General features: G+C 47.0%; 26 protein-coding genes. 6 read left to right on the top strand and 20 right to left on the bottom strand.

Translation table 11 applies throughout. The features are described 5' to 3' along the window. Window positions 1-46: 46 nt before the first annotated feature. From GJB61_RS00700 to GJB61_RS00680, 5 genes are all read right to left on the bottom strand, one after another. Window positions 47-1,153 (bottom strand): Glu/Leu/Phe/Val family dehydrogenase, encoded by a 1,107-nt coding sequence (locus GJB61_RS00700; RefSeq protein WP_154116163.1) that lies wholly within the window; start codon window positions 1,151-1,153, stop codon window positions 47-49. Between the two features lie 271 nt (window positions 1,154-1,424). Then, complete coding sequence (locus GJB61_RS00695) at window positions 1,425-1,751, bottom strand: hypothetical protein (RefSeq protein ID WP_154116161.1); 327 nt, start codon at window positions 1,749-1,751, stop codon at window positions 1,425-1,427. A gap of 29 nt (window positions 1,752-1,780) precedes the next feature. After that, window positions 1,781-2,482: a pirin family protein gene (locus tag GJB61_RS00690; RefSeq protein WP_154116159.1), complete on the bottom strand. Its 702-nt coding sequence runs from the start codon at window positions 2,480-2,482 to the stop codon at window positions 1,781-1,783. Between the two features lie 249 nt (window positions 2,483-2,731). Then, a complete protein-coding gene (locus GJB61_RS00685) occupies window positions 2,732-3,664 on the bottom strand; it encodes a manganese-dependent inorganic pyrophosphatase (protein WP_154116157.1) in 933 nt (310 codons plus the stop codon). An 83-nt stretch (window positions 3,665-3,747) separates the two neighbouring features. Next, on the bottom strand, window positions 3,748-4,524 hold the full coding sequence (locus GJB61_RS00680; RefSeq protein ID WP_154116155.1) for an AAC(3) family N-acetyltransferase: 777 nt from the start codon (window positions 4,522-4,524) through the stop codon (window positions 3,748-3,750). Between the two features lie 223 nt (window positions 4,525-4,747). Here GJB61_RS00680 and GJB61_RS00675 point away from each other — a divergent pair, with 223 nt between their 5' ends. Next, a complete protein-coding gene (locus tag GJB61_RS00675; RefSeq protein WP_154116153.1) occupies window positions 4,748-5,725 on the top strand; it encodes a ring-cleaving dioxygenase in 978 nt (325 codons plus the stop codon). A 97-nt stretch (window positions 5,726-5,822) separates the two neighbouring features. Here the strand turns inward: GJB61_RS00675 and GJB61_RS00670 are convergent, their stop codons facing one another. After that, on the bottom strand, window positions 5,823-6,497 hold the full coding sequence (locus GJB61_RS00670; RefSeq protein ID WP_154116151.1) for a hypothetical protein: 675 nt from the start codon (window positions 6,495-6,497) through the stop codon (window positions 5,823-5,825). Window positions 6,498-6,593: 96 nt separating this feature from the next. After that, complete coding sequence (locus GJB61_RS00665; protein ID WP_154116149.1) at window positions 6,594-7,280, bottom strand: YjjG family noncanonical pyrimidine nucleotidase; 687 nt, start codon at window positions 7,278-7,280, stop codon at window positions 6,594-6,596. Window positions 7,281-7,396: 116 nt separating this feature from the next. Between GJB61_RS00665 and GJB61_RS00660 the strand changes: the two genes are divergently transcribed. Continuing rightward, on the top strand, window positions 7,397-8,356 hold the full coding sequence (locus GJB61_RS00660; protein WP_338115663.1) for an MraY family glycosyltransferase: 960 nt from the start codon (window positions 7,397-7,399) through the stop codon (window positions 8,354-8,356). Here the strand turns inward: GJB61_RS00660 and GJB61_RS00655 are convergent. The 8 genes from GJB61_RS00655 to GJB61_RS00620 form a co-directional block, all read right to left on the bottom strand. Then, on the bottom strand, window positions 8,336-8,875 hold the full coding sequence (locus GJB61_RS00655; RefSeq protein WP_154116147.1) for a mismatch-specific DNA-glycosylase: 540 nt from the start codon (window positions 8,873-8,875) through the stop codon (window positions 8,336-8,338). The two genes, GJB61_RS00660 and GJB61_RS00655, sit on opposite strands and share 21 nt — an antisense overlap. Window positions 8,876-9,009: 134 nt before the next feature. Beyond that, window positions 9,010-11,013, bottom strand: coding sequence for a DUF6449 domain-containing protein (locus GJB61_RS00650; RefSeq protein ID WP_154116145.1), 2,004 nt, complete (start codon window positions 11,011-11,013; stop codon window positions 9,010-9,012). Next, complete coding sequence (locus tag GJB61_RS00645; RefSeq protein ID WP_338115627.1) at window positions 10,988-11,890, bottom strand: ABC transporter ATP-binding protein; 903 nt, start codon at window positions 11,888-11,890, stop codon at window positions 10,988-10,990. Before GJB61_RS00645 ends, GJB61_RS00650 begins: the two co-directional genes overlap by 26 nt. Then, window positions 11,883-12,272, bottom strand: coding sequence for a GntR family transcriptional regulator (locus tag GJB61_RS00640; protein WP_154116143.1), 390 nt, complete (start codon window positions 12,270-12,272; stop codon window positions 11,883-11,885). Before GJB61_RS00640 ends, GJB61_RS00645 begins: the two co-directional genes overlap by 8 nt. 588 nt (window positions 12,273-12,860) lie before the next feature. Next, complete coding sequence (locus GJB61_RS00635; RefSeq protein ID WP_276568316.1) at window positions 12,861-13,604, bottom strand: amino acid ABC transporter ATP-binding protein; 744 nt, start codon at window positions 13,602-13,604, stop codon at window positions 12,861-12,863. 15 nt (window positions 13,605-13,619) lie between these two features. Continuing rightward, window positions 13,620-14,279, bottom strand: a complete 660-nt coding sequence (locus GJB61_RS00630; RefSeq protein ID WP_154116141.1) for an amino acid ABC transporter permease — start codon at window positions 14,277-14,279, stop codon at window positions 13,620-13,622. A 30-nt stretch (window positions 14,280-14,309) separates the two neighbouring features. Then, window positions 14,310-15,074, bottom strand: a complete 765-nt coding sequence (locus GJB61_RS00625; RefSeq protein ID WP_154116139.1) for an amino acid ABC transporter substrate-binding protein — start codon at window positions 15,072-15,074, stop codon at window positions 14,310-14,312. Between the two features lie 127 nt (window positions 15,075-15,201). Then, the gene (locus tag GJB61_RS00620; RefSeq protein WP_195724181.1) at window positions 15,202-16,341 is read right to left on the bottom strand and encodes a polysaccharide deacetylase family protein; all 1,140 of its coding nucleotides are present in this window, start codon (window positions 16,339-16,341) and stop codon (window positions 15,202-15,204) included. Window positions 16,342-16,928: 587 nt separating this feature from the next. Here GJB61_RS00620 and qoxA point away from each other — a divergent pair. Genes qoxA through qoxD form a run of 4 tightly spaced genes read left to right on the top strand, consistent with a single transcriptional unit; the run spans window position 16,929 to window position 20,816 of the window. Then, window positions 16,929-17,945 (top strand): cytochrome aa3 quinol oxidase subunit II, encoded by a 1,017-nt coding sequence (qoxA, locus tag GJB61_RS00615; RefSeq protein ID WP_154116135.1) that lies wholly within the window; start codon window positions 16,929-16,931, stop codon window positions 17,943-17,945. Between the two features lie 39 nt (window positions 17,946-17,984). Then, entirely contained in the window at window positions 17,985-19,928 is a 1,944-nt protein-coding gene (gene qoxB / locus GJB61_RS00610; RefSeq protein ID WP_154116133.1) for a cytochrome aa3 quinol oxidase subunit I, read from the top strand. Beyond that, window positions 19,925-20,521: a cytochrome (ubi)quinol oxidase subunit III gene (locus tag GJB61_RS00605; RefSeq protein WP_154116131.1), complete on the top strand. Its 597-nt coding sequence runs from the start codon at window positions 19,925-19,927 to the stop codon at window positions 20,519-20,521. Before qoxB ends, GJB61_RS00605 begins: the two co-directional genes overlap by 4 nt. Before the next feature lies 1 nt (window position 20,522). Continuing rightward, window positions 20,523-20,816 carry a cytochrome aa3 quinol oxidase subunit IV gene (qoxD, locus tag GJB61_RS00600; RefSeq protein WP_195724180.1) on the top strand — a complete coding sequence of 98 codons (294 nt, stop codon included), beginning with the start codon at window positions 20,523-20,525 and terminating at the stop codon, window positions 20,814-20,816. 109 nt (window positions 20,817-20,925) lie between these two features. Here the strand turns inward: qoxD and GJB61_RS00595 are convergent, their stop codons facing one another. The 5 genes from GJB61_RS00595 to GJB61_RS00575 form a co-directional block, all read right to left on the bottom strand. Further along, window positions 20,926-22,635, bottom strand: a complete 1,710-nt coding sequence (locus GJB61_RS00595; RefSeq protein WP_154116129.1) for a methyl-accepting chemotaxis protein — start codon at window positions 22,633-22,635, stop codon at window positions 20,926-20,928. A gap of 145 nt (window positions 22,636-22,780) precedes the next feature. Next, the gene (locus GJB61_RS00590; protein ID WP_154116127.1) at window positions 22,781-23,470 is read right to left on the bottom strand and encodes an ECF transporter S component; all 690 of its coding nucleotides are present in this window, start codon (window positions 23,468-23,470) and stop codon (window positions 22,781-22,783) included. A 3-nt stretch (window positions 23,471-23,473) separates the two neighbouring features. After that, the gene (locus GJB61_RS00585) at window positions 23,474-25,123 is read right to left on the bottom strand and encodes an ABC transporter ATP-binding protein (RefSeq protein WP_154116125.1); all 1,650 of its coding nucleotides are present in this window, start codon (window positions 25,121-25,123) and stop codon (window positions 23,474-23,476) included. Next, window positions 25,039-25,983 carry an energy-coupling factor transporter transmembrane component T gene (locus tag GJB61_RS00580; RefSeq protein ID WP_154116123.1) on the bottom strand — a complete coding sequence of 315 codons (945 nt, stop codon included), beginning with the start codon at window positions 25,981-25,983 and terminating at the stop codon, window positions 25,039-25,041. The genes GJB61_RS00585 and GJB61_RS00580 overlap by 85 nt, the downstream gene beginning before the upstream one ends. Then, window positions 25,980-26,870 carry a DUF4430 domain-containing protein gene (locus tag GJB61_RS00575; RefSeq protein WP_154116121.1) on the bottom strand — a complete coding sequence of 297 codons (891 nt, stop codon included), beginning with the start codon at window positions 26,868-26,870 and terminating at the stop codon, window positions 25,980-25,982. The genes GJB61_RS00580 and GJB61_RS00575 overlap by 4 nt, the downstream gene beginning before the upstream one ends. Between the last annotated feature and the right edge of the window lie 28 nt (window positions 26,871-26,898).

The following is a 26,898-nucleotide window of genomic DNA, read 5'->3' as shown; positions in this document are numbered from 1 at the left end:
TCCACGACATTTCTCACCTTATGGATTAATTCGCACCAAATTCACTTTATCCGCGCAAATTTCTTCTGCTAAGAGCATGATTGCCATTCTGCAGGAAGGTACTACGACTATTCTGGATGGAAGCTATACGTTCCTGTGCGAGGTGATCGGCAGCGGCATAGGAGGGAATGCCACTAGTACTTGAAATCTCCAGCACACGGGTGATGCTATCATAAATCTTCGCTACCTGCTTTAGAGCACGTTCTTTATTATAGCCGTTTAGTTCATCGGCAATATTGATTACCCCGCCCGCATTAATCACATAATCGGGTGCGTAGACAATCCCCATTTGATGCAGAATATCACCATGCCGGGGTTCTTTCAACTGGTTGTTAGCCGCACCAGCGACAACCTTTGCCTTTAGGAGGGGAAGTGAAACATCGTTGATGGTTGCACCGAGTGCACAAGGAGCATAAATATCACAGTTCACCCCCACGATATCAGCGGGATCAACTGCCGTTGCACCAAAAGCCTCTACTGCACGATTTACAGCTTCCTTGTTAATATCCGTTACAATAAGTTGTGCTCCCTCATCATGCAGATATTTGCACAGCGTATACGCTACATTCCCCACACCTTGAACAGCCACGGTCTTGCCTTCCAGCAAATCACTACCAAAGGCCACTTTGGCCGCTGCCTTCATCCCCATGTATACGCCATAAGCCGTAGCTGGAGAAGGATTGCCAGAGGAACCGTAGCTAGGTGAAGTTCCAGTAACATAATCAGTCTCCTGATAAATGATGTTCATGTCCTCTTCGGTGGTGCCTACATCTTCAGCCGTAATATAACGGCCGTTCAAGCCTTGTATGTATCTTCCAAAGGCGCGGAGCATGGCCTCGTTCTTGTCTTTTTTGGGGTCCCCAATAATAACTGTTTTCCCACCGCCCAAGTTCAACCCAGATATAGCATTCTTGTAAGTCATACCTTTCGCCAATCGAAGCGCGTCCACAATGGCTTCCTCTTCGGAAGCATAAGTCCACATCCGTGTTCCACCTAGTGCGGGACCTAGTGTCGTGTCATGAATCGCGATGATCGCCTTTAATCCTGATGCCTTATCCTGACAAAACAATAGTTCCTCATAATCGTCCCGCTCCATTGCTGCAAACAATTCCATTTCTCCAATTCTCCTGTCTCTTATCTATCATTAATGTTATGTTTCATAACAAAGCTAGTATATGCAGACATAATTGTCAACATAATTTGTGCTTTTACTGTGAAAATTTATGTATATTCTATTTGGATTCCACCACAATCTAACCTCTATTGTTAGAAATGTACTGTGGTAATTCGTGCCCATGAGAATTCTCTCCTATATTAAGTTGCACATACAACTATTATAGGAGAGTCTATTTTTGTGTGAGCAGCTTGCAATATTACTTCCCGGCTCATTCCCAATATTGATCCGGCCGATACTCAATCTCCGATTGCACTGACAGTGTTAGCCGCTGGGCGGCTTCATCATAGGTAACCGGATTGTCGCCGACATAATACCAATGCTTAATAATGGGTCCACCTTGCGGTTCCTCGAAGCGGAACACATTCAACTCGGACTTGAGCTCCACTACTGCTGCTCCTTTGTCTGCAGGTACACCATTTATAGTTACCAGCGTAAGCTCACCTGCATGATCAAAGGTATAAGTTAGCCCATCAGTGCTGCTGAGCAGCAAACGTCCGGTTACTGAATGTTTAACCAACACTCTCTCCTGCGCCATTTCTCATCCCTCCTACAAGTTATAGCAAATCAAGGTAAATCAATCAGCATGACATGAGCAGCCTCCGAGGCGACAAGCTTAAGCTCGCTGATCTCGGTAATGCGTACCGAATCACCTGGATGCAGTACTGTATTCCCGTCTACCTCCAGCACCCCTTCGACAAGATATATAAATATGCGTCTTCCGGCCTCCTGCTTAAATACCAGCTCTTGGCTTACGTCCAACCGACCTAGATAAATCGTCATGTCCTGGCCAATATCAACGACCTCTTCTGAACTTTCAGCAGCGACAATCGGCAGCAGTTTCCCATTTAGTTTGGCTGGATCGAACCGGCCTGTGGCATAGGATGGCGCAGTGCCACGTGTTCGGGGCATAAACCATAGTTGCAGCAGACGTACAGGTTCATCTTCAGAAGGGTTATGCTCTGTATGGATCGCCCCCGTACCCGCCGACATTCGTTGAATGCCACCGAAGGTTGTCTCCACTACATTCCCTAAATTATCTTCATGCCGAAGCCTTCCCGATAGAACAATGGAGACTATCTCCATGTCACTATGTGGATGGGCACCAAAACCTCTCCCCGGAAAAATAGTGTCATCGTTGCAGACCCGCATCGGGCCAAAGGCTGTATTATCAGGATCATAGAAATCCCCGAACGAGAAAACATGACTGCCCTTTAGCCAGCCGTGGTCAAAGCGATGTGCGGAGTCAGCGGTATATAATTGAATCATGGAATCCCCTCCTTGTCATAGTCAGAACAGTATAGTTTCATCCAATTAGTAGTCCTAGAAATATTGTAGCAGAAAGCACAAGAAAACAAAAAATCACGCACTTCTCCATATGTTGAATGCAGGACTTTGCTGCAGAGAATGCAGTTCAGCAAAGGCGATATTTTCAGTGAAACTATGCCACTAAAAAGAGCCCCACCGCAATCATCAAATGATCTGGGCAAGGGCTCTGCTTATAAGTTGAAATCTTGGTTACAGTTTCGCCATCGTCTCCGTAAGAATCGGTACGATCTGCGATTTGCGGGAAACCACGCCTTTAAGGATGGCTTTATTGTCGTCAAGCTTCACATTGTAGGCCTGTTCTACTGCTCCAGCATTACGTCCCAGAGCCAGTCCAACCGAATCGTTGTTCAGGATATCTGTAACGACGAACAAGAACAGATCCAAACCCTTTTCCTCAATTATGGACGTAAGTGCAGCTTCCAGTTCGGCTTGCTTGGAGAGTACATCGTTAACGTCCACTGCATTTACTTGCGCGATTTCGACTTTGTATGCGCCCATCTTGAATTCCTTGGCATCAAGAGAAACGAGTTGCGCAATCGTCTTGTCACTAAGATCAGCACCTGCTTTGAGCAAAGCCAATCCGTAGGTTTCAGCGTCTACGCCAGCGATTTCGGCTAGTTCACGTGCTGCAGCTACATCTTCTGGTGTGCAGGTTGGTGATTTGAACAGCAAGGAATCAGAAATGATCGCGGAAAGCATCAGACCAGCGATCTCCTTAGGAATAGCGACTCCGTTTTCTTTATACAACTTGTTAAGGATTGTAGCTGTACAGCCTACGGGCTCAGCACGATAGTACAGGGGATGAGCCGTCTCAAAGTTAGCGATCCGGTGGTGGTCAATAACCTCAACAACACGTACCTGATCAATATCATTCGCGCTTTGTTGGCGTTCATTATGGTCAACCAGAATAACCTGTTTCACTTCAGCGGCTACGTTCTCTACTAGACGTGGAGCTGGCACTCCAAAGTGATCCAGTGCGAATTGTGTTTCACCACTTACTTCTCCCAGACGAACAGGCTCAGCATCCCAGCCCAGTTCTTTCTTAAGTGCAGCATATGCTATTGCCGAACAAATCGTATCCGTATCCGGATTTTTGTGACCAAAGACCAATGTTTTTTCCATTTCCAATCTCCTTACTATGTTTTATGTGAGAATAATATACCATACATTGATAGGGTCTAGCCAGATTGAGGATACACCCACGCTTACAGTTTGTTATATTCACCCTTCAAAGGTTCATTATCCGAGAACAGATCCGGGTTCACTGCCAGCATCCGGCTGAGAAGTTCATTGGTTTCCACCGTGCCGCACACCCTAACCGCTGCATCCCCGAAGCTCCCCTTACGCATTGCACCAGCCTCGCGCAGAACACCGTCTACCTTCCAGAAATGCTGCGACCAGGAAAGACCGCAGTGCCTGCGGGACGGTACAGATAACACAGTTCCGTCAGGAGTAACCGTGTACAGTTGCTCCGGTTCATCTGTCATTCTACCGGGAATATTGACCCATTCCTCGATGCCATGGATGAACGTGTTCCGCCGCAGGTCTACGCCTAGCAGCACGATCTCTGCTTTCCGGTCAAGCAGTTTGCCCCAGACCGAGCCACGGGCACATGGTGTGTCCCATAACTCATCGCCTGCCGTGAATTCTGCTGCATCCGCCCCCAGCGCAGCCACCGAATGTGTCGGATGCCAGGAACGAACGACCCCTCTACGAGCACGGAACAATTCCGGCAAAATACCGACACAGGAAGGAGAATCCTTAACCGAGAAGCGTGGATTATTCGTGTTAATATAAGCCCAGGTATGTGTGGGCAATACCAATAGCCCGTCCCGCATATATTCGACCAAAGCATCCAGAACCGTGTCCGCACCTCCCTGCACTTCACCCATACTTTTTAAAGAAGAATGCACTAGAATCGTCCCTTGCGGGTCAAGCTCCAACTCCTGCAGTTGTTTCAATAAGCTGGCTTTCGTATGCATACACTTCTCTCCCTCACTCCAAACTTAACAAAGCTAATATACCAATCAAAGCAAAAGAATACGATTAAACATCCACTAAAGCGTTTAAACTAGTATATCCGATCCTTAACTTCCGTCCGCCTTTTGAGAATGTTGGGGTCCCTCTTGCAATTTGCAAAGTTTACTATTAAAATTATAGTTACTTAATATTATTCATGATGTTTCACTAGGAGGTACTACACAGATGAGTTTAACAATAAAAGGACTTCACCATGTATCCGCCATTACAGCCAAAGCACCGGAAAATTTCAAATTTTATACGGAAGTACTGGGCTTACGTCTAATCAAAAAAACGGTTAACCAGGACGATATCTCCGTCTATCATTTGTTCTATGGAGACGAGCAGGGTAATCCCGGAACAGAGCTGACCTTCTTTGAAATCCCAAATTCGGGGCACAACCGCGACGGTAATAATAGTATCTCCGCCCTTTCTCTACGTGTACCTAACGATGCCGCGCTTACCTACTGGGAGCAGCGTTTTACGGAATATCATGTAGAGCACGGAGCGATTACGGTGCTAGGAGGCCGACAGACCTTATCCTTCCGCGATTTTGAGGGACAACGTTTCCTGCTGGTATCCGATGAGTTTAATAAGGGTGTCGCAGGTGGCAAGCCTTGGGCAAAAAGTCCGGTTCCTGCTCAGTATGGCATTGTCGGTCTGGGGCCTGCGCATCTAACCGTGGAAACGGCCGATCTAACGGCTGTAATACTTGAAGAACTGCTTGGCTTTCGCCGTAAAAGCACATATCCTTCAACAGTAGCCGGACAACCGGATGTAATTGTATTCGAGACCGGAGAAGGCGGCTCGGGTGCAGAGGTTCATCTGGAGGAACGAAACGATCTGGAGCTGGAACATCTCGGACGGGGCGGTGTGCATCATGTCGCGTTCCGCGTCGATAACGAAGAAGAGCTGAAGCAATGGATCGAACGTGTGGGCACACTACGTTTGCCCAATTCAGGCTTCGTCGACCGTTTCTACTTCCGCTCCCTCTATTTCCGCGAGCCGAATGGCATTTTGTTTGAGCTGGCTACAGATGGACCAGGCTTTGCGACCGATGAGCCTATGGAGCATCTCGGGGAATCACTAGCCCTGCCTCCATTCCTGGAGTCAAAGCGGGAACAAATTGAGGCCTACCTCAAGCCGTTGGATACACACCAATAATCCAGCAATCCTTTGAACGATTGAACGTTGCAATAGCAAAAAGGCAAGTTCCCCATACTGCGGAAACTTGCCTTTTTTCGCTAAATCATCCCGAGCTTTAGCTTTCTGACCATGTAATAGTAAAGTTATTATATCCAGGACGCGCGGTTGAAGCTTTTCCTGTGATCGAGAGTGGACTTGTCCCACTTAGTCTGCCAGTGATTTTAACTGTAGTAGAGGTTATAGTCTGCGTTGAATTGTCCAATTTCTTGATCCGCACATATTCGCTGTAGACAAATCCCATGATATCAAGCGTTTCCTGTGTAGAATAGGTGAAAGCTACCTTTTTCACACCATCGATATCAGTATCCAAGGTTGTGGAAATGACCGCATCCGCAGGTATAGGGAAATCCTGTGGCAGATTAACCGGTCGTGAGTTACTTGAGACGGGGGTTGTTGTGCCGTTTCCCGCTGTTGGAGTCGGAGTTGCAATGGGGATTGCGCTATTCAGTCCGATCCGCACTTTATAATTGGCGGCGTCATACGTAATTGGCACTTTCAAGGCGTTGGCAACCGACTGAACCGGCAAATAGGTAAGCCCCTCATATGTAATCGGAGTTAGTGTCTTGCCGTTACCATCCTTCATCCAATAAGGATTGCCATCTACGACAAGACCGATGCTGTGATTCAAATAGGCCTTGATTTGCTCTAATTTGGCGCCTGCGTACACGCCGGCTGAACCGGTTATGGTCATGCTGGCGACCACGGCTGCGATGAGCCATTTCTTTTTCATTACGATCCGCTCCTCTGTTGTCAGAACTATTGCTTTCTCCTATATATAACACCGAGAGAGGACTTCCAATCTTTTTCTATTTGCAACTTATTCTGGCTACCCTCTAGCGATACTAATCAGCTCCGACAAACTACGTATTTCATATTTCGGCTGGACTCCCAAGTCATTCACTTTACCCAGCGGATTAAACCAACAGGTATCGATACCATAATTAATTCCTCCTTGAATATCCGAGGTCAGAGAGTCGCCCACAATCAGTACCTTTTCCTTATCCGCAATCTTAAGCTTGGCAAAAGCATAATCAAAAATACCCGTCTCCGGCTTCTGGCTGCCCGCTTCCTCAGAGATAATAATCTGTTCAAAGGTGCTGCACAGCGGAGACCCCTGAATTCTGGAGGTCTGCACTTCCTTAATTCCGTTCGTGATAACCGCCAGCCTAAAGTCGGCAAGCTCTTCACAAAGCTCAATAGCCCCTTGAATGAGGAACGTCCCCTCGCCTAAGTATCGCAGATAAGCTGCACTAAACTCCTCTGAATTCAGCCTTAGCTCATTCGCTACAAACAGCCGATTGAAACGCTCCACCCGCAGAGCTGCAGAAGTAGTCCGGCCTTGCTCCAAATCCTTCCAGAGCGCGTGGTTAATCTCCTTGTAGCTGGCGGCATAATCGTCCGCGCCCGTTGGCAAGCCAAATTGGGCAAACGTGTTATATAGAGCATGGCTTTCTGCCATTCCGTAATCAAACAGCGTGTCATCGGCATCGAATAAAATGATTTCGTATTTCATATGTACCTCCATAAATATATTTTTCTAAAATATGACTAGCAATCGACAATTTATCACTTTTTAAGGTAAGTCATGGGCAGATATGTTATTTTAAAGAGAAAACGGCGGTGAACATCATTTTATATTTATTAGCATTTCTGTTGTCGTTTTCCATTGTTTATTTGTTAATACCACCGCTCGGCAGACTGGCTTTCCGCATTGATTTTGTGGACAAACCCCGGCAGGACGTTGAGCGAAAAATACATAGAGAACCTATCCCGCTTACAGCCAGCTACGCTATCTTTATCGGGTTTTTCATTACCTATTTAGTGTTTGCCCGTGACTTTACTATGGAGACCCTAGCTATATTCATCGGTGGTGTGCTGCTACTGACCATTGGGACGGTGGATGACTGGTACAAAACTAAGGGTAAGGATTTCCCCGCGTTGCCCAAAATGATTGTTCAGGTTGCCGCGGCAGTTCTTGTCTATCTGGCCGGAAACGCCTTTACCGGATTCTACAACCCATTCTCTGGGGATTATATCGTTCTGCCAGTTATATTGCAGTTCTTACTGACCATTTTTTGGATTTTTGGCGTGACTACCGTGATCAATTTCTCGGATGGCATGGATGGTCTAGCTGGTGCACTGACCGCTATTTCAGCCGTAACCCTGTTCATTGTTGCCTTGGCTAAAGGACAATCTACTTCCGCTGTTATGGCGATCGCACTCGTAGGCGTTACCCTTGCTTATTTACGTTATAACAAGCCGCCTGCCAAAATCTTCATGGGTGACGCAGGCGCAACCTTTCTCGGCTTCATCCTTGCTGTTATTGCGCTCGATGGTGCCTTCAAGCAGGCGACGGTCCTGTCGATTTTCATCCCGATTCTGGCGATGGGCGTACCGATCTTCGACAATATCTTTGTCGTCTTCAAACGCTTCATCCAAGGGAAGTCCATCTATCAAGCCGACGCTACCCAGGTCCACTACCGCCTGCTTCGGGCAGGACTGAACCAAAAGCAGGTTGTTATCGTGTTGTGCCTCGTGAGTGTCTGCCTATCTTTATCGTCAATCATTCTACTGTTGATCCAAACCTGACGCAACATCTCCAGTAAACTTGTATAACCTCCGGTAGATGTCAACAATATCATTCAGTGGCATGCGTACAAGGCCACTGGAAGACGGTGCTACAAATTCACGCACTCCGTCAACCAGAGGCTCCGCGGCCTCCTCTTGAAATCCCCAATCAACCTTAGATCTCCGGCTGTATTCCGTATAGACGCCTTTGCCTACAAAACAAGCCACTTCCGGCCGAAATTGCTCGAGCTTAGCTCGCAGCAGTTCTCGGCCCTCTTTATATTCTTCACGAGTGATATCCTCCGCCCCACGGGTTGGGCGGGCAACAATGTTCGTGAAGCCCAGTCCGAGCTTCAGCAGCTCTCCATCCTCCGAAGGGTTATATAAACGCGGCGTCAGTCCGGACTGATGCAGTATTCTCCAGAAATGGTTGCGTGGATTCGCATAATGATGTCCTTCCTCTCCAGAACGAGGGCTGGGGTTAAAACCGATAAAGATGATCTGTAATCCGTGATCCAGATGATCGGGTACTTCGTTCATCGCATTCGCCTCCTTTACCAGTTCCACTGACCTCATCAAAATAAAACAAAGGCCATGGACTCTATCATCCATGACCTGATTGTTTAATAAATATACTGCTTCAGCGTCTGCCCTGCAAGCCATATACACGTAACCTAAGGAAGTAAAGCCCTTAACGCAGGTGTCAGATCAGAGTCCTCCAATTGAACATATTCAGTGTTGCCGTTCTTATACTCCATTCGCACAAGAATCATTCCGTTTCTGGCTGCAAAGTCCCGCTCATGCTCCAAGATGGAGGTAATAAAATTCTTGTCTGCAGTCACAGCCGTACGCTTTTCACTGCGGGCAAGCTCCACATGTTTCTCAGGATTGTACAGCTCTTCATATGAAATTCTGCCGTCAAAGTCATCCTTCATAATCTCGGCGGATTTAATTTCTGCAGATGTTGTACGAACCCTATCGGCATAACCTTTTTCGACCAACCAGCTCTCCAGCTCCTGATAGAAGGGTTTCCATTCATAAAAAAGACTACTACGATTTACGTTTTGCTTCTGGTCAGAGTACACTTCTATATAAGCTTGTGGCGTCCTATCGCTTGTTTGTTCTTCAAAAGACATGTTGAGAATTTCCCGCTTCAGAATTTCTTTGAATTCAGCAATTTCGACAGGATTGGAGATGTCTACTACTTTATCTCGATTGCTTAACCTTATTCTGTATGTGTTCTCTTCCAGTTGAAACATTTGATAAGCCTCACTCTTGTAGGCTTCCGTCTCCATCACTGCCTTGAGTTCCGGTTCAAAACCTTTGACGGGGACTAGATACTCCCTCACCAGCTTGCGGCTGTTATTCAGCTGATAAGCCAAAGTAAAGGATTGATAACGGGTATAATTGGCTACAGATTGGGAATTCCTCTCCGGACGTACAGCGGCTAGTGCAAGATGCAGCTTACGAACAGCCTCAATATAATCCTTGTCGCTGGAGAAGGGATCTTGATCTATCGGCAAGTTGGCAAGCGTATCTTGAGAGTAATCCCGCATCCAGTAATTCCCACCTGCAAAGACACCGCTTATTTTATCGTTCGAAGGTACTCTGTTCTCATACCCCGTTAATCCCGATGCTGGGATATAGAGAAGTAGGCTTATCAGCACTGTATACACTGCCCATTCCAACGGAACTCTGCGGGTAAATATTTGCCAGGTTTTACGAAGAATCATTTCTGCAACAACATAGCCAATCAACGCTCCTATCGCATATCCACCAATCACCCAGCCTAACTGCTGCTTACCGGAGGTAAAATAGGTTCCGCAGATCAGCATCGCACAGAACATTACGCCTGCTTTAAAGAGTGGATTGAACGCCGTGAAGGCAATCGCCTGGCCTGCTTTTTCTACATGACGCTTACGATATAGCAGGAAGGACATGATGATAAATACGACAGACAAAGCTCCATAAATCCACACTTCCTTCACACTGAAGGGATTAGCCGCTATGTTCATGATATGCATAAGAGGAGACCATATCTCGGCATTGGAATTAACATTATACACATAAGGATAACCGTATAAATAGACGGATAAATGAGAATTCATTAATAAGATCAGAAAAGCAGGTAGTAACAGGAGAATATACGTGATAATTCCCTGCACAATGGATTGGCCTGTACAAATCCCTACAAACACACTGAAGCAGAATAGAAAAATGGTAAGCAGGCTTACCATTAAACACCAGCTCCAAATATCCGCTCCCTCGTAACTAAACATGTTCCCGCCCCATTGCCGCACGACCGCTGTAACCGCAGCAGTCAGCCAGACTGGAGGCAGTAGTAACAGCAGTCCGCTTAACAGATGGGTGGCAAGCAGATGCTCCCTACGAAAAGGAAGACCGTGCCATAGATCTGATGGTGATTTGCCCTGAAGGTAATATAGCAGGAACAGCCCTGCAGCAACAGGGAACACAACAATAAACAGCGATTGGATGCCATTCCCTATTTGAAATAAATTCTTAATCTCTTGTGGCAATGAACTATGTGTTTCTCTCGTGAACATCTGCACGGGCAACGCAAACAGCAGACCAAGTGCATAGATAATACCGATCCAGCCATGTTGGCGGAGGTTCTGGCGAATGATGCTGCTATTAAAGAATAATCGGCTGGGCGTCATATCCGGCATCCCCCATTTCATAAATAAAGATTTCTTCCAAAGTTAATGGAAGCAGATCGAACACATAAGGCTCATAGACTTCAAAAACCTTAGCAATTCGCTCGGATTCCCCTTTAACAATATACAGATTGACACTGCCCCGGCGCTCCTGATGTAGAACTTGCAGCTTGGCGGATATTGCAGCCTCATGCCGTTCATCCCGGAAGGCCACCTGTACCTTATGTGTGTCTGCTTTCAGATCATCCAGATCCTTCTCAATCAGCATTTTACCGGCATGCATGATGCCTACATGATCGCATAGATCCTCTATCTCCCTCAGATTATGCGAGGAAATAATGACCGTCAATTGGCGCTCGGCAACCTCCTGAAACAGCAGATTCTTGATCTGCCGCCGCATGACTGGGTCCAGACCGTCAATCGGTTCATCCATAATCAAAACATCTGGCATACAGCAAAGTGCCAGCCAGAAGGAAGCTTGCCGCTGCATGCCTTTCGAGAAACGACTAAGCTTGCGCTTCGTATCCAGCGGGAAGACTGCTCCAAGCTCCTTAAACCTCGACTGGCTCCACTGTGGGTAAATCGAACGGTAAAATGCAGCCATTTGACTGATCGAGGATTGTGGAAAAAAATAAGGACTGTCCGGCATAAACATAATACGCTGCTTCATTCCCGGATTTTCAAAGACCGGCTCCCCCTCTACCTTCACCGTCCCTGTTTCTGGCGAATAAATACCAGCCAACGTTTTGAGTAGTGTAGTCTTTCCTGCTCCGTTCGAGCCCAGCAGCCCATAGATCGTTCCTTTATGTACGGTTAACGAAATGCTGTCTACAGCCTTTTCGCCTTGAAATAACTTGGTGACTCCCCGCATCTCAATCACTATTATTCCCCCTTTCTCTCTGCTCTTCTACTTGGCGGTATAACGCACCAATCTCTAATGCTGTAAATCCGAGATAAACCGCCTCTGCCATTAACCGCAGCAATTCATTTCGCAACTCTGCTTTTTGGGATTCATTCTGTCCCTGCTGTAGGGGGGATACGAAGCTGCCCTTCCCTTGCAGTGAGTAGATATACCCCTCACGCTCCAGCTCTCGGTATGCCTTCTGAATGGTATTGGGGTTCACGGTCAATTGTGAGGATAAGGTACGTACGGAAGGCAGCTGTTCATCCGCCTGCAAAATACCATGCTGGACCATCTCCTTGACCTTATCAATCAACTGCTCATAAATCGGCTTGCGACTGCGAACGTCCAGTTCGAACATGACAATCCTCCCTTCACTTTGTTGCATCATCAGCGTATCTGCCAATGTGTATTAACTGTACTACTATTATTAATACAGTTACTGCTTTATGTCAACAACAAAGAATAAGGCTCTTCATTGTCCTTTACGGACGACAGTTGTTTCTTGAAACAACAGAAGGATAAATATATTGTAAAACAGACGCTACCCTTCGCCTCATATTCGGCAGCAATAACCAGGAAAACTCCCACTATCTAAAAAGTAAGTTGTCTCTGTAAAGCAGACCATCTATTTCTTGCTCCTACTCACTCTCTCTTAAACAAAAAAGTTGGATAAAATCCAAGATTTATTTGATTAATTCACTCTCATTACCTAAATGTTGGATAAAATCCAACATACGTTAGCTACGGAGTCTCTTTTGAACTAAATATTGGATTTTATACACGAATTCTGCTTTTGCAGGCCTTTTTTGAGATGAATGTTGGATAAAATACAGGATTTATCCAAAAAATAGAGCCGTTCCATTCGTAGAAAGAATCTACGATGGGACAGCCCTATTTTTATATACTTTTGTAGGCAATTTGAAATGCTAAAATAGAGTATCAACATCTACTCCCGACTCAGAAACATTCGGGTCCGTTCCAGCTGCGGGCTGCCGAATATTTGCTCAGGTGTTCCAGACTCCGCAATCTCCCCATTGTCCATGAAGATCACACGATCCGCTACATCACGGGCAAAGTTCATCTCATGCGTAACGATGATCATCGTCATGTGCTCTTCTGCAAGCTGGCGGATGACACGCAGCACCTCACCAGTCAGCTCAGGATCAAGTGCGGAGGTAGGTTCATCGAACAACAGGATATCCGGATTGAGCATGAGCGCTCTGGCAATAGCTACGCGCTGTTTCTGTCCTCCGGACAGCATGGATGGGTACACGTCACCCTTATCGGTAAGACCCACCTTGGAGAGCAGGTCCTTGCTTTTGGCGGTGATATCCTTAATGCTCTCCCGTTTCAGTGTACGTGGAGCAAGCTCCAAATTCCCACGTACCGTTAAGTGGGGGAACAGGTTAAAATGCTGAAATACCATACCCATAGGGGAGGTAATCTCACGAATCTCAGCAGCGCTGGCGTATTTTCCATCCTTGACCAGGGGCTTGCCGTGAATGATGATACTGCCACCGGTTGCCTCCTCCAGGTGTACGAGACTGCGCAGCATCGTGCTTTTCCCGGAACCAGAAGGCCCAATAACTGCGACGGCTTCTCCAGGATTCACAGCAAATGTAACCTTTTTCAACACTTCGAGGCTGCCGAATGATTTCTGCAGCTCCTTTACTTCTATCATGCTACTCATATTTGGACAGTCCTTCTATTCGAATTTGAAGCGTTTCTCCAGTGTCTTGAAGAATAACGTCAAGACCAATGTCATTAGCAAGTAAATAACACCCGCCACAACAAATGGGGTTACTGTAAAATCACGGTTTACAGCCGTTTTGGCATAATTCAGCAGCTCAGGTACGGCAACAGCGTACAGTAGGGCAGTATCTTTGACTAGAGAGATCGATTCATTCGCTACTGCAGGCAAGGCGACCCGGAACATTTGGGCAACAATAACCTTACGCAGTGTCTGCCATTTGCTGAGGCCCAGTACCTTGGCCGCTTCATGCTGCCCTTTATCAATCGAGAGCATCCCCCCACGGAAGATCTCGGCAAAATAAGCACCATAATTAAGGATAAAGCCCAAGCTGGCTGCGACAAAACGATCCATAACGAGATACTGCCCAATCACCGGAATCTGTGGCAGTCCAAAACAAAAGAACAGCAACTGCAGCAATAGTGGTGTTCCGCGCATAACATAAATATAGCTATGTGCAATCCATGCCAATGGCTTTATAGCACTCTTTGCCATCAATGTAACCAGAAATCCTAACGGAATCGACACCGCGATGACGATCAGAAACAGCAACGCAGTTGTTCGTGCTCCCTCTAGCATAGGCCCGGCAATCTTTATTATATATTCCACATTCATGTCTACTACCGACTCCTAAATGATTACAATCTATTTCAGTACCTTGTTCTCCCCAAACCATTTCGTTGAAATTTCCGCAGCCGTTCCATCGCTGTTCAACTCATCCAGAGCCCTCTGCAGCTCCGTAAGCAATGCTTCATTGCCTTTCTTGATCCCGATGCCATATTGCTCAGGCGCCAGTGATTCATCCAGCAGCTTATAGCTATCCGGTTCTTTGGACATGTAATATCTCGCTACCACTTCATCAATAACAACACCATCGAGACGTTTGGTCTTGAGGTCTGTCAGGGCAAGCACGTTATCTGGATATTCGGAGATATTGCCAATTTTCTCTTTGATTGGATTTGCATCGAGTGCATCAGCGGCCGACGAGAGACTTTGCAACCCGACTTCTTTGCCAGCCAGATCATCCAGCTTCGTTAGCGATGAATCTGCCAATACAACTACAACCTGACTATTCTCCAAATAAGGTTTAGTGAACAAAACCTTTTCCTTACGTTCATCTGTGATTGTGTATCCGTTCCAGATCATATCAATGCGCCCGCTGTTCAACTCTGATTCCTTGGCAGACCAGTCAATCGGCTGGAAGGTGATCTCTTTACCCATTTTCTCAGCCGCTGCCTTCGCATAGTCTATATCAAAACCAACAATCTCGTTATTGTCATCCCTGAAGCCCATTGGCGCGAACTTATCATCTATTCCGATCACCAGCTTGCCATCATTGCCACCGGAGCAGCCCGCCAATGTCGCTATCACTACAACCAATACCAAAATCAACAATCCTTTGTTCTTCATCTCTCTATTCCCCCTAGAAAATAACACACTTCACAGCGTGCTTTAGTTCGTTAACACGTTATCAGACTATAATGATAACATAGCATGTGAACTGAGTCGATAGAAGAGAGAGTCTTATCTGTAGTGATTACCGTTCATCCTTCCAGAAATTCACCGGATGTAGATCCTTAGTAATAATCTGGAACTGATATCCTTCCTTCTTTAGAGAGCTCAGAATGCGCGGCAGAACCTTTAGCGTTGCCTTCTGATCATGCATCAGAATCACCGGATTGACGTTAGCCCGCTTAAGCTTATGAACCTGATTCATAACCAAATTATAAATCGTCCCGCTATCATCCTTATACTTCCAGTCCTCCGAATCTACGTTCCAATCCCACAGGTGATAACCCTGAATTAATACCTTATCTCTGAACGACTGGGTAAAATAAGGTTTACTTCCATATGGCGGTCGGATCAGCGTAGTGCTAATCCCTGTTACCTTCTTCAACACTGCGTTATCCCCCTGCATTTCTGCCAGTGCAGCTGCTGGTGAGGCATAAAATTTCTCTTTCCGGTGTGTCATCCCATGCAAGCCCACTCCATATTTGCCCTTCGTAATGCGTTTCACCTGAGTAGGGTAGTCACTGATATGTGGCCCCAACATAAAAAAGGTTGCCTTCACATCATATTTCTCTAAGATATCCAGCAGCTGTGAGGTCGTTGCCGAAGGCCCATCATCAAAGGTTAGAAATACGGTAGTGCCCGGTTTAGCGGTGGCTACTTCCGGAGCTACTGCGGGTGGTTCTGCTGGCTTCAACTCCTTACTATATTGGCTCACGAATGCATCATCCGTTAATTTAGTCTTAGCATCCTGTACTCTCAATAAATATTCTTCAGGTTTAAAGGAAATAGTAAACCCAAGATAAGCAACCAGTCGCAGCGGAACCATCAGCTTCCCCTGTTGCTGGAATGTGCCGAGTGAGATCGTGCTTCCATCCTGAAGAACGGCATTCGCATTATCTTTTAAAATTCTGAGCGATCGCGTCTGTCCCTTAACTTCTATCCCGTTCACTAAACCCGTGAGCGTTAAATCCAACTCTCCTGCCAAGTCACGAAGCGGAACATAATACGAATCTTTTACAGATACAGCTTCAATGTCGGTCAAATGATCATTGACTCCCAATTTAAGGGATTCAATACTCGCTGCACTGGCTATTCCCGACTCACTAGTCAAACATAAACAGATGAATAAACCGATAAATAATAACAATACTCTCTTTGTAGACACTAAGCAGCAAACTCCCATCAATGTATATTTACCTATCACTTTATCATACATAAATAGATTGGAATTTGAGAGATTGTAACCGAATGCAGACGAATTGTTACCTTTTCAATCTGCAAAATGAATCCGGCTCTTTCTTCAGCTCGCTGCAACATCTGTCGAATCCTGTCGCATTCTCAAGAAAGCGCTTAATTTTAAGTTTTTTCGAGTAAAATAAATGTGACAGATTAAGTAACAATACAGAAACATTGAACAAATTTTGAATAATGGAAAAAATAAAGAAAGTAGCGCCATGACAGTGATCTTTATCATATCATTAGATACCTGTAACAAAATGATCACAAATATTTAACTAGATCGCCATTATTAAGGTCCTTTATGGAAATTTGGATAAAATATGTATTTTGCATTATCTCCCCAAAATTCTTACTATAGGTAGAGGTTAATGTTTTCGGCTAACAAGATGAAACGACTTCGCCGTCCTTCAAATGGGCGGCGCCCGTTTCTTCGAGAAATATAAGGATAAATATTGCGTGAAGCATATAAATTCTTATATTTTGAAAAAGTCCTATATAAGGAAGGAGTACAACATGAACAAAAAGGGGCCGTTATATGTTTTATTTCTCAGTCTTGTCTTCCTCTTACCAGGGTGCAGTTCACTCACTGTTCTGAATCCGAAGGGGCCAGCCGCACGAACGATATCGGATACGATCATCCTCTCCATTCTTGTGATGCTCGGTGTTCTGGCTGTTGTGTACATCTTATACATCTTTATCCTTGTGAAATATCGTGCCAAAAAAAGTAATGAAGGTTATGTACCTCCACATGAAGAGGGCAATAAATGGCTGGAAGCACTTTGGATTGCCATTCCTATCATTATTGTGGCTTTCCTCTCCGTCATTACCGTTAAGACGACCAGTGCTGTTGAGAACGTTCCAGCGGATTATAAAAATCAGACACCGCTCGTTATTTACGCTTCTTCATCGAATTGGAAATGGCATTTCAGCTATCCGGAGGAAGGCATTGAAACGGTGAACTACGTTAATATCCCTACTCACCGCCCAATAGAATTCCGCATGTATTCTTTCGGGACCATTACCAGTCTGTGGATTCCTCAATTAGCAGGCCAGAAGTATGCGATGAGTAACATGCTTACAAAGCTTAACCTGGTTGCGGACTCCGAAGGTTCTTTTATTGGTAAGAACGCAAACTTCAGCGGTAGGGGATTTGCTTACATGGAGTTTGAGACACTCGCGATGAATACCAAAGCTTACGATGATTGGGTGAAAGAGGTTAAGGAAACCGCACCAGCACTCACAGAAGAAGAATTCAAGAGTCTGCTAGCGATGGAGCATCTCGGACGTAAAACCTACTCCTCGACCCATCTAACCTTTAGCCCACCTCCGGCGGATCATGGTGAAATGAATTCCGAGGACGGTATGGACATGGATATGGATAACGGAAGCATGGAGCATCAGGACAACACAAAGATCCATCCATCACCGGCACCAGCCAGTGAAACGGAATTTGACAGTGTACCTAATCCTGAGCTTGATGAGCCTGTACCTACCTCAGCGGTAGAAGAACATACACACGATAGCAACTAGCTATAAGTTTAATTGAACAACCTGAAAGGAGCTACCCTAATGGATTTTGAAAGATTTAAGGTGCATGGCGAACCGTTGATCTACGGAGCAATGATTAGTATTGCTCTGGCTACGATCGGAATTATCATCGGTCTAACCTATTTTAAAAAGTGGGGTTACCTCTGGCGCGAATGGCTGACCACAGTAGACCATAAACGTATCGGGGTTATGTACATCCTTGCTGCACTGCTCATGCTATTCCGCGGTGGCGTTGACGCTATGATGATGCGCCTGCAAACCGCAGCGCCGGAAATGAAATTTCTGGATGCGCAGCATTATAACGAGGTCTTTACCACTCACGGCTTGATCATGATCCTCTTTATGGCGATGCCGTTTATCATCGGACTGATGAATGTTATCGTTCCCTTGCAGATCGGGGCTAGAGACGTTGCCTTTCCTCGTCTGAATGCAGTCAGCTTCTGGCTCTTCTTCTTTGGAGCTATGCTACTTAATATTTCATTTGTTATCGGGGGATCGCCGGATGCCGGCTGGTCCGCATATTTCCCACTCGCGAGTCTGGAGTTCAGCCCGACAGTGGGTAACAATTACTACTCCCTAGCATTGCAAATTTCCGGTATCGGTACTTTGCTAACGGGTGTCAACTTCATTGTGACGATTCTGAAAATGCGCGCACCAGGTATGAAGCTGATGAAGATGCCTATGTTTATCTGGTCCGCATTGCTTACAAACGTAATTATTGTCTTCGCTTTTCCAGTGCTGACCGTAGCACTTGCTTTGATGATGTTTGACCGGCTATTCGGTTCTCAGTTCTTCACTATGTCGAACGGCGGAATGGATATGCTCTGGGCCAACCTGTTCTGGGTATGGGGACATCCCGAGGTCTACATCGTTATTTTGCCGGCTTTCGGTATATACAGCGAGATTATCGCGACCTTCTCCAAGAAGAACCTGTACGGCTACACCTCCATGGTCTTCAGTATGGTGATTATCTCGCTCTTGTCCTTCCTGGTCTGGGCTCACCATTTCTACACCATGGGCCAAGGGGCAATGGTCAACGGCTTCTTCTCCATTACAACGATGGCTATTGCTGTACCGACAGGGGTTAAGATATTTAACTGGCTATTCACCCTCCGAAAAGGGCGAATCACCTTCACCACCCCTATGCTATACACGCTAGCCTTTATTCCAATCTTTACGATTGGTGGAGTGACCGGTGTCATGCTGGCGATGGCTAGTGCCGATTATCAGTACCATAACACCATGTTCCTAGTAGCGCATTTCCACTACGTTCTGATTCCTGGCGCGGTATTCGCCGTTATTGCGGGCTTCCATTATTGGTTCCCTAAAGTATTCGGCTTCCGCCTAAATGACCGCCTGGGCAGACATGCCTTCTGGTGGATTGCGATTTCCTTTAACGTAACCTTCTTCCCGCTATTCCTGTTGGGACTGATGGGAATGACTCGGCGGACATATACCTACTCTGCAGAAACAGGCTTTGGTCCGCTCAATTCGCTTTCTTTTGTCGGGGCGGTGGGTCTCTGTATCGGGTTTGTTATTTTGGTCTACAACATCTATTGGAGTACACGCTATATGCCAAAGGATACCAACGGAGATCCTTGGGATGGACGTACTCTGGAATGGGCAACGAATAGTCCGATTCCGGCTTATAACTTTGCCATTGTTCCAAAAGTACAAACTCGCGATGCCTTCTGGACTTCCAAGGTAGATAATATCCCGCTCTTTGAGGAGAAGATCACCAAAATTCATATGCCTAGCAACACTGGCAAGCCGTTTATCATGGGTGTTATCTTCTTCATCTTTGGCTTCTCCATGGTATTTAGTCTCTGGATTCCGGCAATTCTGGCCGCGGTGGGTATCGTTATTGTCATGGCCACCATGTCCTTTGACCGCGACCACGGGTTCTATATTTCAGCCGAAGAAGTTATCGCTACAGAAAAGAAATTGCGGGGTGAGACTGTATGAAAATAGATGCGTCTAAGCCGCTAGAATATTCGACTGAGGAGAACAGCAATAAGATCTTTGGCTTTTGGGTGTTTCTTGGAGCCGAGATTGCGCTGTTCGCCACTCTATTCACCGTTTACTTAGTGATGGTTAACCGCTTCGCCAGTGGTCCCAGCGGACCTGAGATATTCGAAATCGGCCCAGTGCTGTATGAGACTTTCCTGCTGCTCTCAAGCTCATTCACGATTGGCCTTGCGGTTCATGCTATGCGGCATGGCTACAAAAAAGCGATGATGGTCTTTATCGGCATCACCCTCCTGATGGGTCTCGCTTTCGCTGGTATTGAAGTTATGGAGTTCTTAACCTACATTCACGAAGGTGCTACACTCCAGACAAGCGGGTTCCTATCCAGTCTGTTTGTACTGCTCGGAACGCACGGAGCACACGTATCTTTCGGACTCCTGTGGGGTGGAGCGATTCTGATCCAGTTGTGGCGTCAAGGTATTAATCCGGCTACCGCCAATAAGACCTTTATCTTCTCGCTGTACTGGCATTTCTTGGACATCGTCTGGATCTTTATCTTCAGCTTCGTCTACCTGAAAGGACTGATGTAACATGATGAAGCAACTGTTTCCAATTCGCCATGTGATGGGTTATCTGGCCTCTCTTGTCCTTTCTGCCGCTGCACTCACAGTGCTCTATGCTGATCTGTCTGACTCAGCAAACATTGTTATTCTGTTAATTACAGCACTGATTCAGGCATCGCTGCAGCTGTTCCTGTTCATGCATATTGGTGAAAATACCGAGACCAAGAAAGAACTATACCTCAATCTTGCCTACGCATTATTTGTTGGTTTGGTCACGATATTCGGTACACTGTTTATCTTCGTATGGGGCTGGTACGCTTAAGTCCACTTGAATTTAATAAGGGCTATGCAAAACAAAGACTCGCCAATCTCCAAGTATCGGAGACTGGCGAGTCTTTTATCTTTTATAACTTCGAAGTACAAACAAATGACTACAACCTGAACCGCGATAGACTCTTCTGCAGATCCTCTGCCAGTGTAGCCAGATACTGAGCTGAAGCCAACATTTCCCCCATAGCAGTAAGTTGTTCCTCGCTAGCAGTACTTGTGTCTTGAATATCCTCTGCTCCTTTATTCGAGATCGCTTGAACCTGATCCATAGCCTCAGCGACGCCCTGTGATTCTTTTGAAATATGACCCATAGCCGCTCTGATCTCCTCAGTCTGACGGGTCGAGTCTTTTATAGAATTCTGAATCTCTACAAAAGCCTGGGATACCAGCTCACTTTGTACTACGCCATGCGATACTAACCGGGAACCCATTACCATCGACTCTACGGCACTTCCGGTTTGCTGCTGAATGTGTGTAATAATGTCTGTAATTTGCAGCGAGCTTACCCCCGTTGCTTCCGCCAGCTTGCGTATCTCATCGGCAACTACAGCAAAACCTTCGCCATGCTCACCTGCTCTCGCTGCTTCTATCGATGCATTGAGCGACAATAGATTCGTCTGGGTGGCAATTCCGTTAATGGTCGTAATAATAGTATTGATCTCCTGCGAAAGTCTACCCAGATTACTGACAATCTCCTGGCTCTCTGTCACACTTGTATCGATTTCTTTCATTTGTATGATGATTTGATGTACAGCATCCGCACCGCGGTCCGTTGAACCGGCGGCTATAGCCATAAGGTCTGACATCTCATTACTGCTACGTTTAACCGCTGATATATCCTCTGCCATAGCCTGCACTGATTGCGAAGTTCGGTTAATGCTGCCCATCTGTTCATCAAAGCCGTCTGCTATCTCACCGGAGGTCTCGGCAATTACTTTTGAAGCTAGTGAGGTCTGCACCGCACTGGCGCTCATCTCCTCCGCGGAGGCCGATAACATCTCCACACTCTCCGTGACCCCCTGCATCATTGTCCGCAGACTGCCAAGCATACTATTAAAGGAGCGGTTAATAAGGCCGATCTCGTCATTGGAATCATAGACAACTGTAGCTGTCAGATCTCCTTCTTCCGCACGCTTCATTAACCCTTGCAGCTCTTTCAGTGGTTTCGTAATTAACCGGGTGATCACCACGCTGATCAAAACACAAATGATCCAAACTACAGTAATAAAAATAATGTTTAGCATTTTATATTTATCTGCGCTAGCAACGGTATCCTTGTTATGAACCGCGGCATCTTTAAGCAGCAATTCAGCCGTATCATCAAGTAGAGTAACCATCTTCTCTCGGGAACTACTAAATTCACTTCCTGAGAATAAGTCATATCCTTCAGTATCCATATTATTATCGCCGAGCTGGATAATATTATCGCGTTGGGCTCGATAATTCGACAGTAAGGAAATATACTCGTTTACTTTATCGGTAACCGTATTATCGTTGAAGTAGATCAGCTTCAGCTTGCTTAACAGATCATCATTTTTTTGAATATTTTGCTCGATGCTGTTAGTAAGCTTCTTATTCCTTGTATCATCCGTTGACAATAGATTTTCTAGTAAAAAAGATTCAATAGCCCGATTATTGCCCCGTATTTGCGTAATATAGGAAATCGGGAGCAAGTTCTCATTATAGGTATCCGTCGATCTGCCAGCCATTTTATCTGTTGTGACAATGCCGGTAATCCCTATTGCAAAAAGCATTATAATAACTACTACCATCAGTAGTGCCATTTTGTATTTCACTTGCAAATTCCTCATGTCTCAATCCCGCCCTCTAGATGACATTACATATACCTAGTATATCGGCGAAAAAGGTCGAATACATGACATCGCCAATGAAAATATTGTCGAATTATAAATAATATGTCGTATGAGTCCTGAAACTAATCTCATTAGTAGGTCTTTACTCCTGCTGCAGCAGGCCATATTTCTTGCGGAAACGCTGCAATACCTTGATCCAGCCTCCAGCCAATAGGGATAGAAAGAAGACATTTGATAACGCATGGGCCAGATCAAAATAAAAGCTGGAAGCATAGGCAGCGGCCACAAGCCCCCAGCTAAAAGCATCGGGCAAACTGATAATATACCATATATTCATGATCCAGCCGAACAGAAATCCCCAGATGAAGCCGAAGATTAGCATTCCGGTTCTTGTTCGCATCCACCTGGTATTGCGCAACCAGCCAGCTGTAAGGCCGACCATTCCCCAAGCGAACATCTGCCAGGGCGTCCAGGGACCTTGACCAAAATAAATATTGGAGACAAGCGCTGCAACGGCCCCGATGATGAACCCAGCCTCCGCTCCGAATACATAGGCCGAAAGGATTACGATTGCTGACACCGGCTTAACGCTGGGCAAGGCAGCAAATGGAATCCGGCTGACGGCAGCTACAGCAGATAATACAGCCAACAGGACCAGCTCGCGCGATTCAAGCGCTCGGCGCTCCAATCTTACAAATAGCGGAAACAGCGCTGCAGCAACCAATACAAGACTAAGCAGGATATAATGACGGTCCTTCAGTGCGGCAGTAAGCGCCAGTATCACTACAAATAGCGCCAGGGCAATCAGGAGCGGAAAGCGAAACCGTGCCATTGCTTAATTCACATCCTCTATGGTCAATGCTTGCGGCAGCCAATCCCGCACCATGCGGTTTACAGCTGTGGTATAGAAATAATTCGCACTAAAAAAACTTTCCGGCGTACCTTCCGCCGTAATACCTCCGTCAAAGAGCATTGCGCAGCGTGAAGCATGTCTGGCTGCAAACTCCACATCATGCGTCACGATGATGATGCTTGCGCCTTGGCTTCGCAAATGCAGCAGCAGCGAGGCCAGGTTTTCTTTAGCCCCAGGATCTAGTCCCTTGGTAGGCTCATCCAGCAGCAGGATATCAGGCTTCAGCAGCAATACCATCGCCAGTGCGACCTTCTGCTGCTGTCCACCGCTAATATCCTGCGGATGGCTTCCCCATAGGTCTTGAAGCTGAAAGATAGCGGTCAATTCGGCAATTTCATGCTGGGACTCTGCTTCCGTCATCCCGGCATAATGAGCCATATGCTGCAGCTCTTCCAATACCGTGTCCTGACTGAAATAGAGCAGCGGATTCTGTGCCAGATAGCCGGCACTTACTCCCTTGGCCAGCTCCGCCTTGCCTCGCTGTGGCTTCGCAAGGCCACTAATCACATGCAGTAGTGTGGACTTCCCGGCACCGTTCCCACCCATAATGGTCAGAAGCTCACCCCGAAATAGCAATAACGACAGCTTCTTTAGCACCTCCGGGCCATCCTGCTCATACCTGAAGGTAACCTCACGGCAGTTCAGCAGAACCTCTGCATCGGTGGATAGTCCTGTATTTGCCACAGATCCCGCAACCGCCATTCCTTTAGCATCTGTCTCCAATAACCGCCGCTTTTGCAGCCATTGCTTACCCTCGCGAACGGTCAGCGGAAGGGAATTCAGCTCCGCATACTCCGCCTCAGGCGATAGTCGTAGAAACAGACGAGCTGCCGTAGGCAAATAAGCTAAATGAGACGAGGATAGCTCTTTGCCGATCCTCCGCACCATTTCCCGAGGGCTGCCTTCAGCCTTCAAGGCCCCATCTTCCAACAGCAGGACACGGTCAGCCAAGGGCAGTACCTCTTCCAGCCTATGTTCGCTGATGACTATAGTCATCGACATTTCCTCATTCAAACGCTGTAGAATTCCGATGAATTCCCGAGCAGCTACGGGGTCCAGCTGTGAGGTCGGCTCGTCCAGCAGCAGCAGCTTGGGCTGAAGCAGCAGGACGGAGGCCAGATTTAGCAGCTGTTTTTGTCCACCAGAAAGCTCATGCACCGACTTATATAGCAAAGGCTCCAACCCGAACAGCCCGGATATTTCCGCCAGTCTGCTGCGCATTACTGAAGGCGGATAGCCCATATTCTCCATGGAAAAAGCCAGCTCATGCCATACGGTATCCATCACAATCTGCGCATCAGGATTCTGGAACACCATCCCGATCTCTCCGGCCGCTCTTTCCGGTGACAGCTCGGCCAGCAGTTGGCCTTGGTACTTGAGCGTTCCACTACCGGTCCCCACGGGTGTAAGCTCCCGCTTCAGGTGACGCAGGAGTGTTGTTTTGCCGCAGCCCGAAGGTCCGCAGAGCACTACAAACTCCCCTTCATTTACCGAGAACGAAAGCTCATCGAGCGAATTCCTGCTTTCATCGGGGTAACGGAAGGATAACCGCTCCGCCGTGATGATCTCCATAACCATTTCTCCTTTCCTTCCAGCCCTAAAGGCGTCAGCACGAACAGGCAAAAGCTCGCGAACATAGCAGCTTCGCCCCAGCTGAATACCGCAGGCTTCATGCGTGGATAGATCTCCAGCATGGCGTAGCCTTGTAGCCAGCCAAGCAGCGTGCACAGGCCGCTAACCGCAAGCACAATTAAGATCCAGATATCCTGCCGGTCCAGCTTGTAGATTCCGTAAGTGCTGCGTTTGCGGATACCGTAGCCGCGGGCCTTCATTGAATCCGCACTTTGCAGCGCCTCCTCCAGCGACCACGTTAAGAGCACCTTGAGCAGCGTCATGCCGTCCTTCATTCTTTTACGCAACTTACCCGAGTTAACGTTAATGCCTCTAGTGCTCTGAATTAAGGTGATTTGGCGCAGACGCCTTTGGAACAACGGTACAAACCGGATAGCCATCAGGCTCAGCAATGCAGTTCTGGGTGCTGCTGCTGCAAACAAATACATAAATTTATCTGTTGTAACCGTGTAGTTATAAGACCTAAATACGATAAAAATCGTCAGCAGCACCAGCATCATCATCACCCCATAGAGAACGGCTTCAAGCGTAATCGGCTGATCCAGCAAATAAAACAGGATATTAGCGCCTCTATGCGAGAACAATGGATTCATTACTGCAACAGAACCGGCCATCAGCAAGTAAAAGGGCAGGGCTCGCAGTAAATGCCGCCCCTGCCTCTGCATAAGCAGCAGACTCAACACTCCGATCATTTCGGTAAGCAAAAACACGGGGTGAAACAGCAGAGCCGCGAACAGCAGCAGCCCTGCATAATACAATAAAGCTACGGCTGGATGCATGGAACGGAAGCCTTTGTTCATGGCCTCTTGGCTCCGATATCCTTGCCCATATCAAGCGTGTACAGCCAATCGATAATATCTCCAGGCTTCACTGTATAGGCCCCAGCGCTTTTGCTTGGGAACTCTCCATTTACACGGTACATCCAGCCACTCTCTGCACCATGGTCGAATTCGTACAAATTATCAATGCCTTCGATGTAAGAAAATCCTTTGGCACCGCTAAATTCCATCTGCATTTTATTCGCCCGGGTGATTGCCTTGAGCAGATCCAGCACAGTGTCGCCTTCCTCCACATTCACTGAGGTCGCAGACATAATAATGCCAAACTCCTTATCCCCCACAATGGATATTGTGGCGGTACTTGCTGTTGCTGCGTTTCCCGCAGGTTTCACCGAAGCTGCGGGTTGAACTGCTGCCGCCGGCTTCGTTGTGGACGGCGGCTTATCCGTAGCCGTCGGCTGTGCAGCAGCTATAGACGGCACAGATCCCTTCGCAGATGGAGAGCTTCCATCTGCGTGATCTGCTTCTGGCGAAGCCTTAGAAGCAGAACCAGCATTGCCGGCAGCCGAGCTGGGCGTTGCTGCCGGTGTAGTTCCTGCCGGAGCCGGAGTCGACTCCGGGCCGGAAGCAGCCGCAGGCTTGCCGCTCGGCGCGGCAGCCGATGGCTGTGCTGTGCCTTCGCCTGCGGCTGCGGCTTGCGCAGACGCGTTGGCGCCAGTCGCAGGAGGCTCGGATGCAGGCGCTCCTGCTCCCGCTTCCGCCGCGCTGCTCTCCAAATTATCGCTAACGTTTAAAGTCGTTTGTGAACCAGAAGCTTGCGGTTCACCGGAAGAACATCCAACCACCAGAACCAACGCTATAAGCAGGACTGTTAGTAATGTATATACACGTGAAGCTTGTTTGGACATTATTCTGCACACCTCCGTAAAAAGGGAA

The sequence above is a fragment of the Paenibacillus monticola genome (assembly GCF_009664975.1).
In the GTDB taxonomy this organism is placed as follows: domain Bacteria; phylum Bacillota; class Bacilli; order Paenibacillales; family Paenibacillaceae; genus Paenibacillus_AQ; species Paenibacillus_AQ monticola.
Note: the sequence above shows the minus strand (reverse complement) of the source record. Positions and strands in the feature narration are given on the sequence as shown.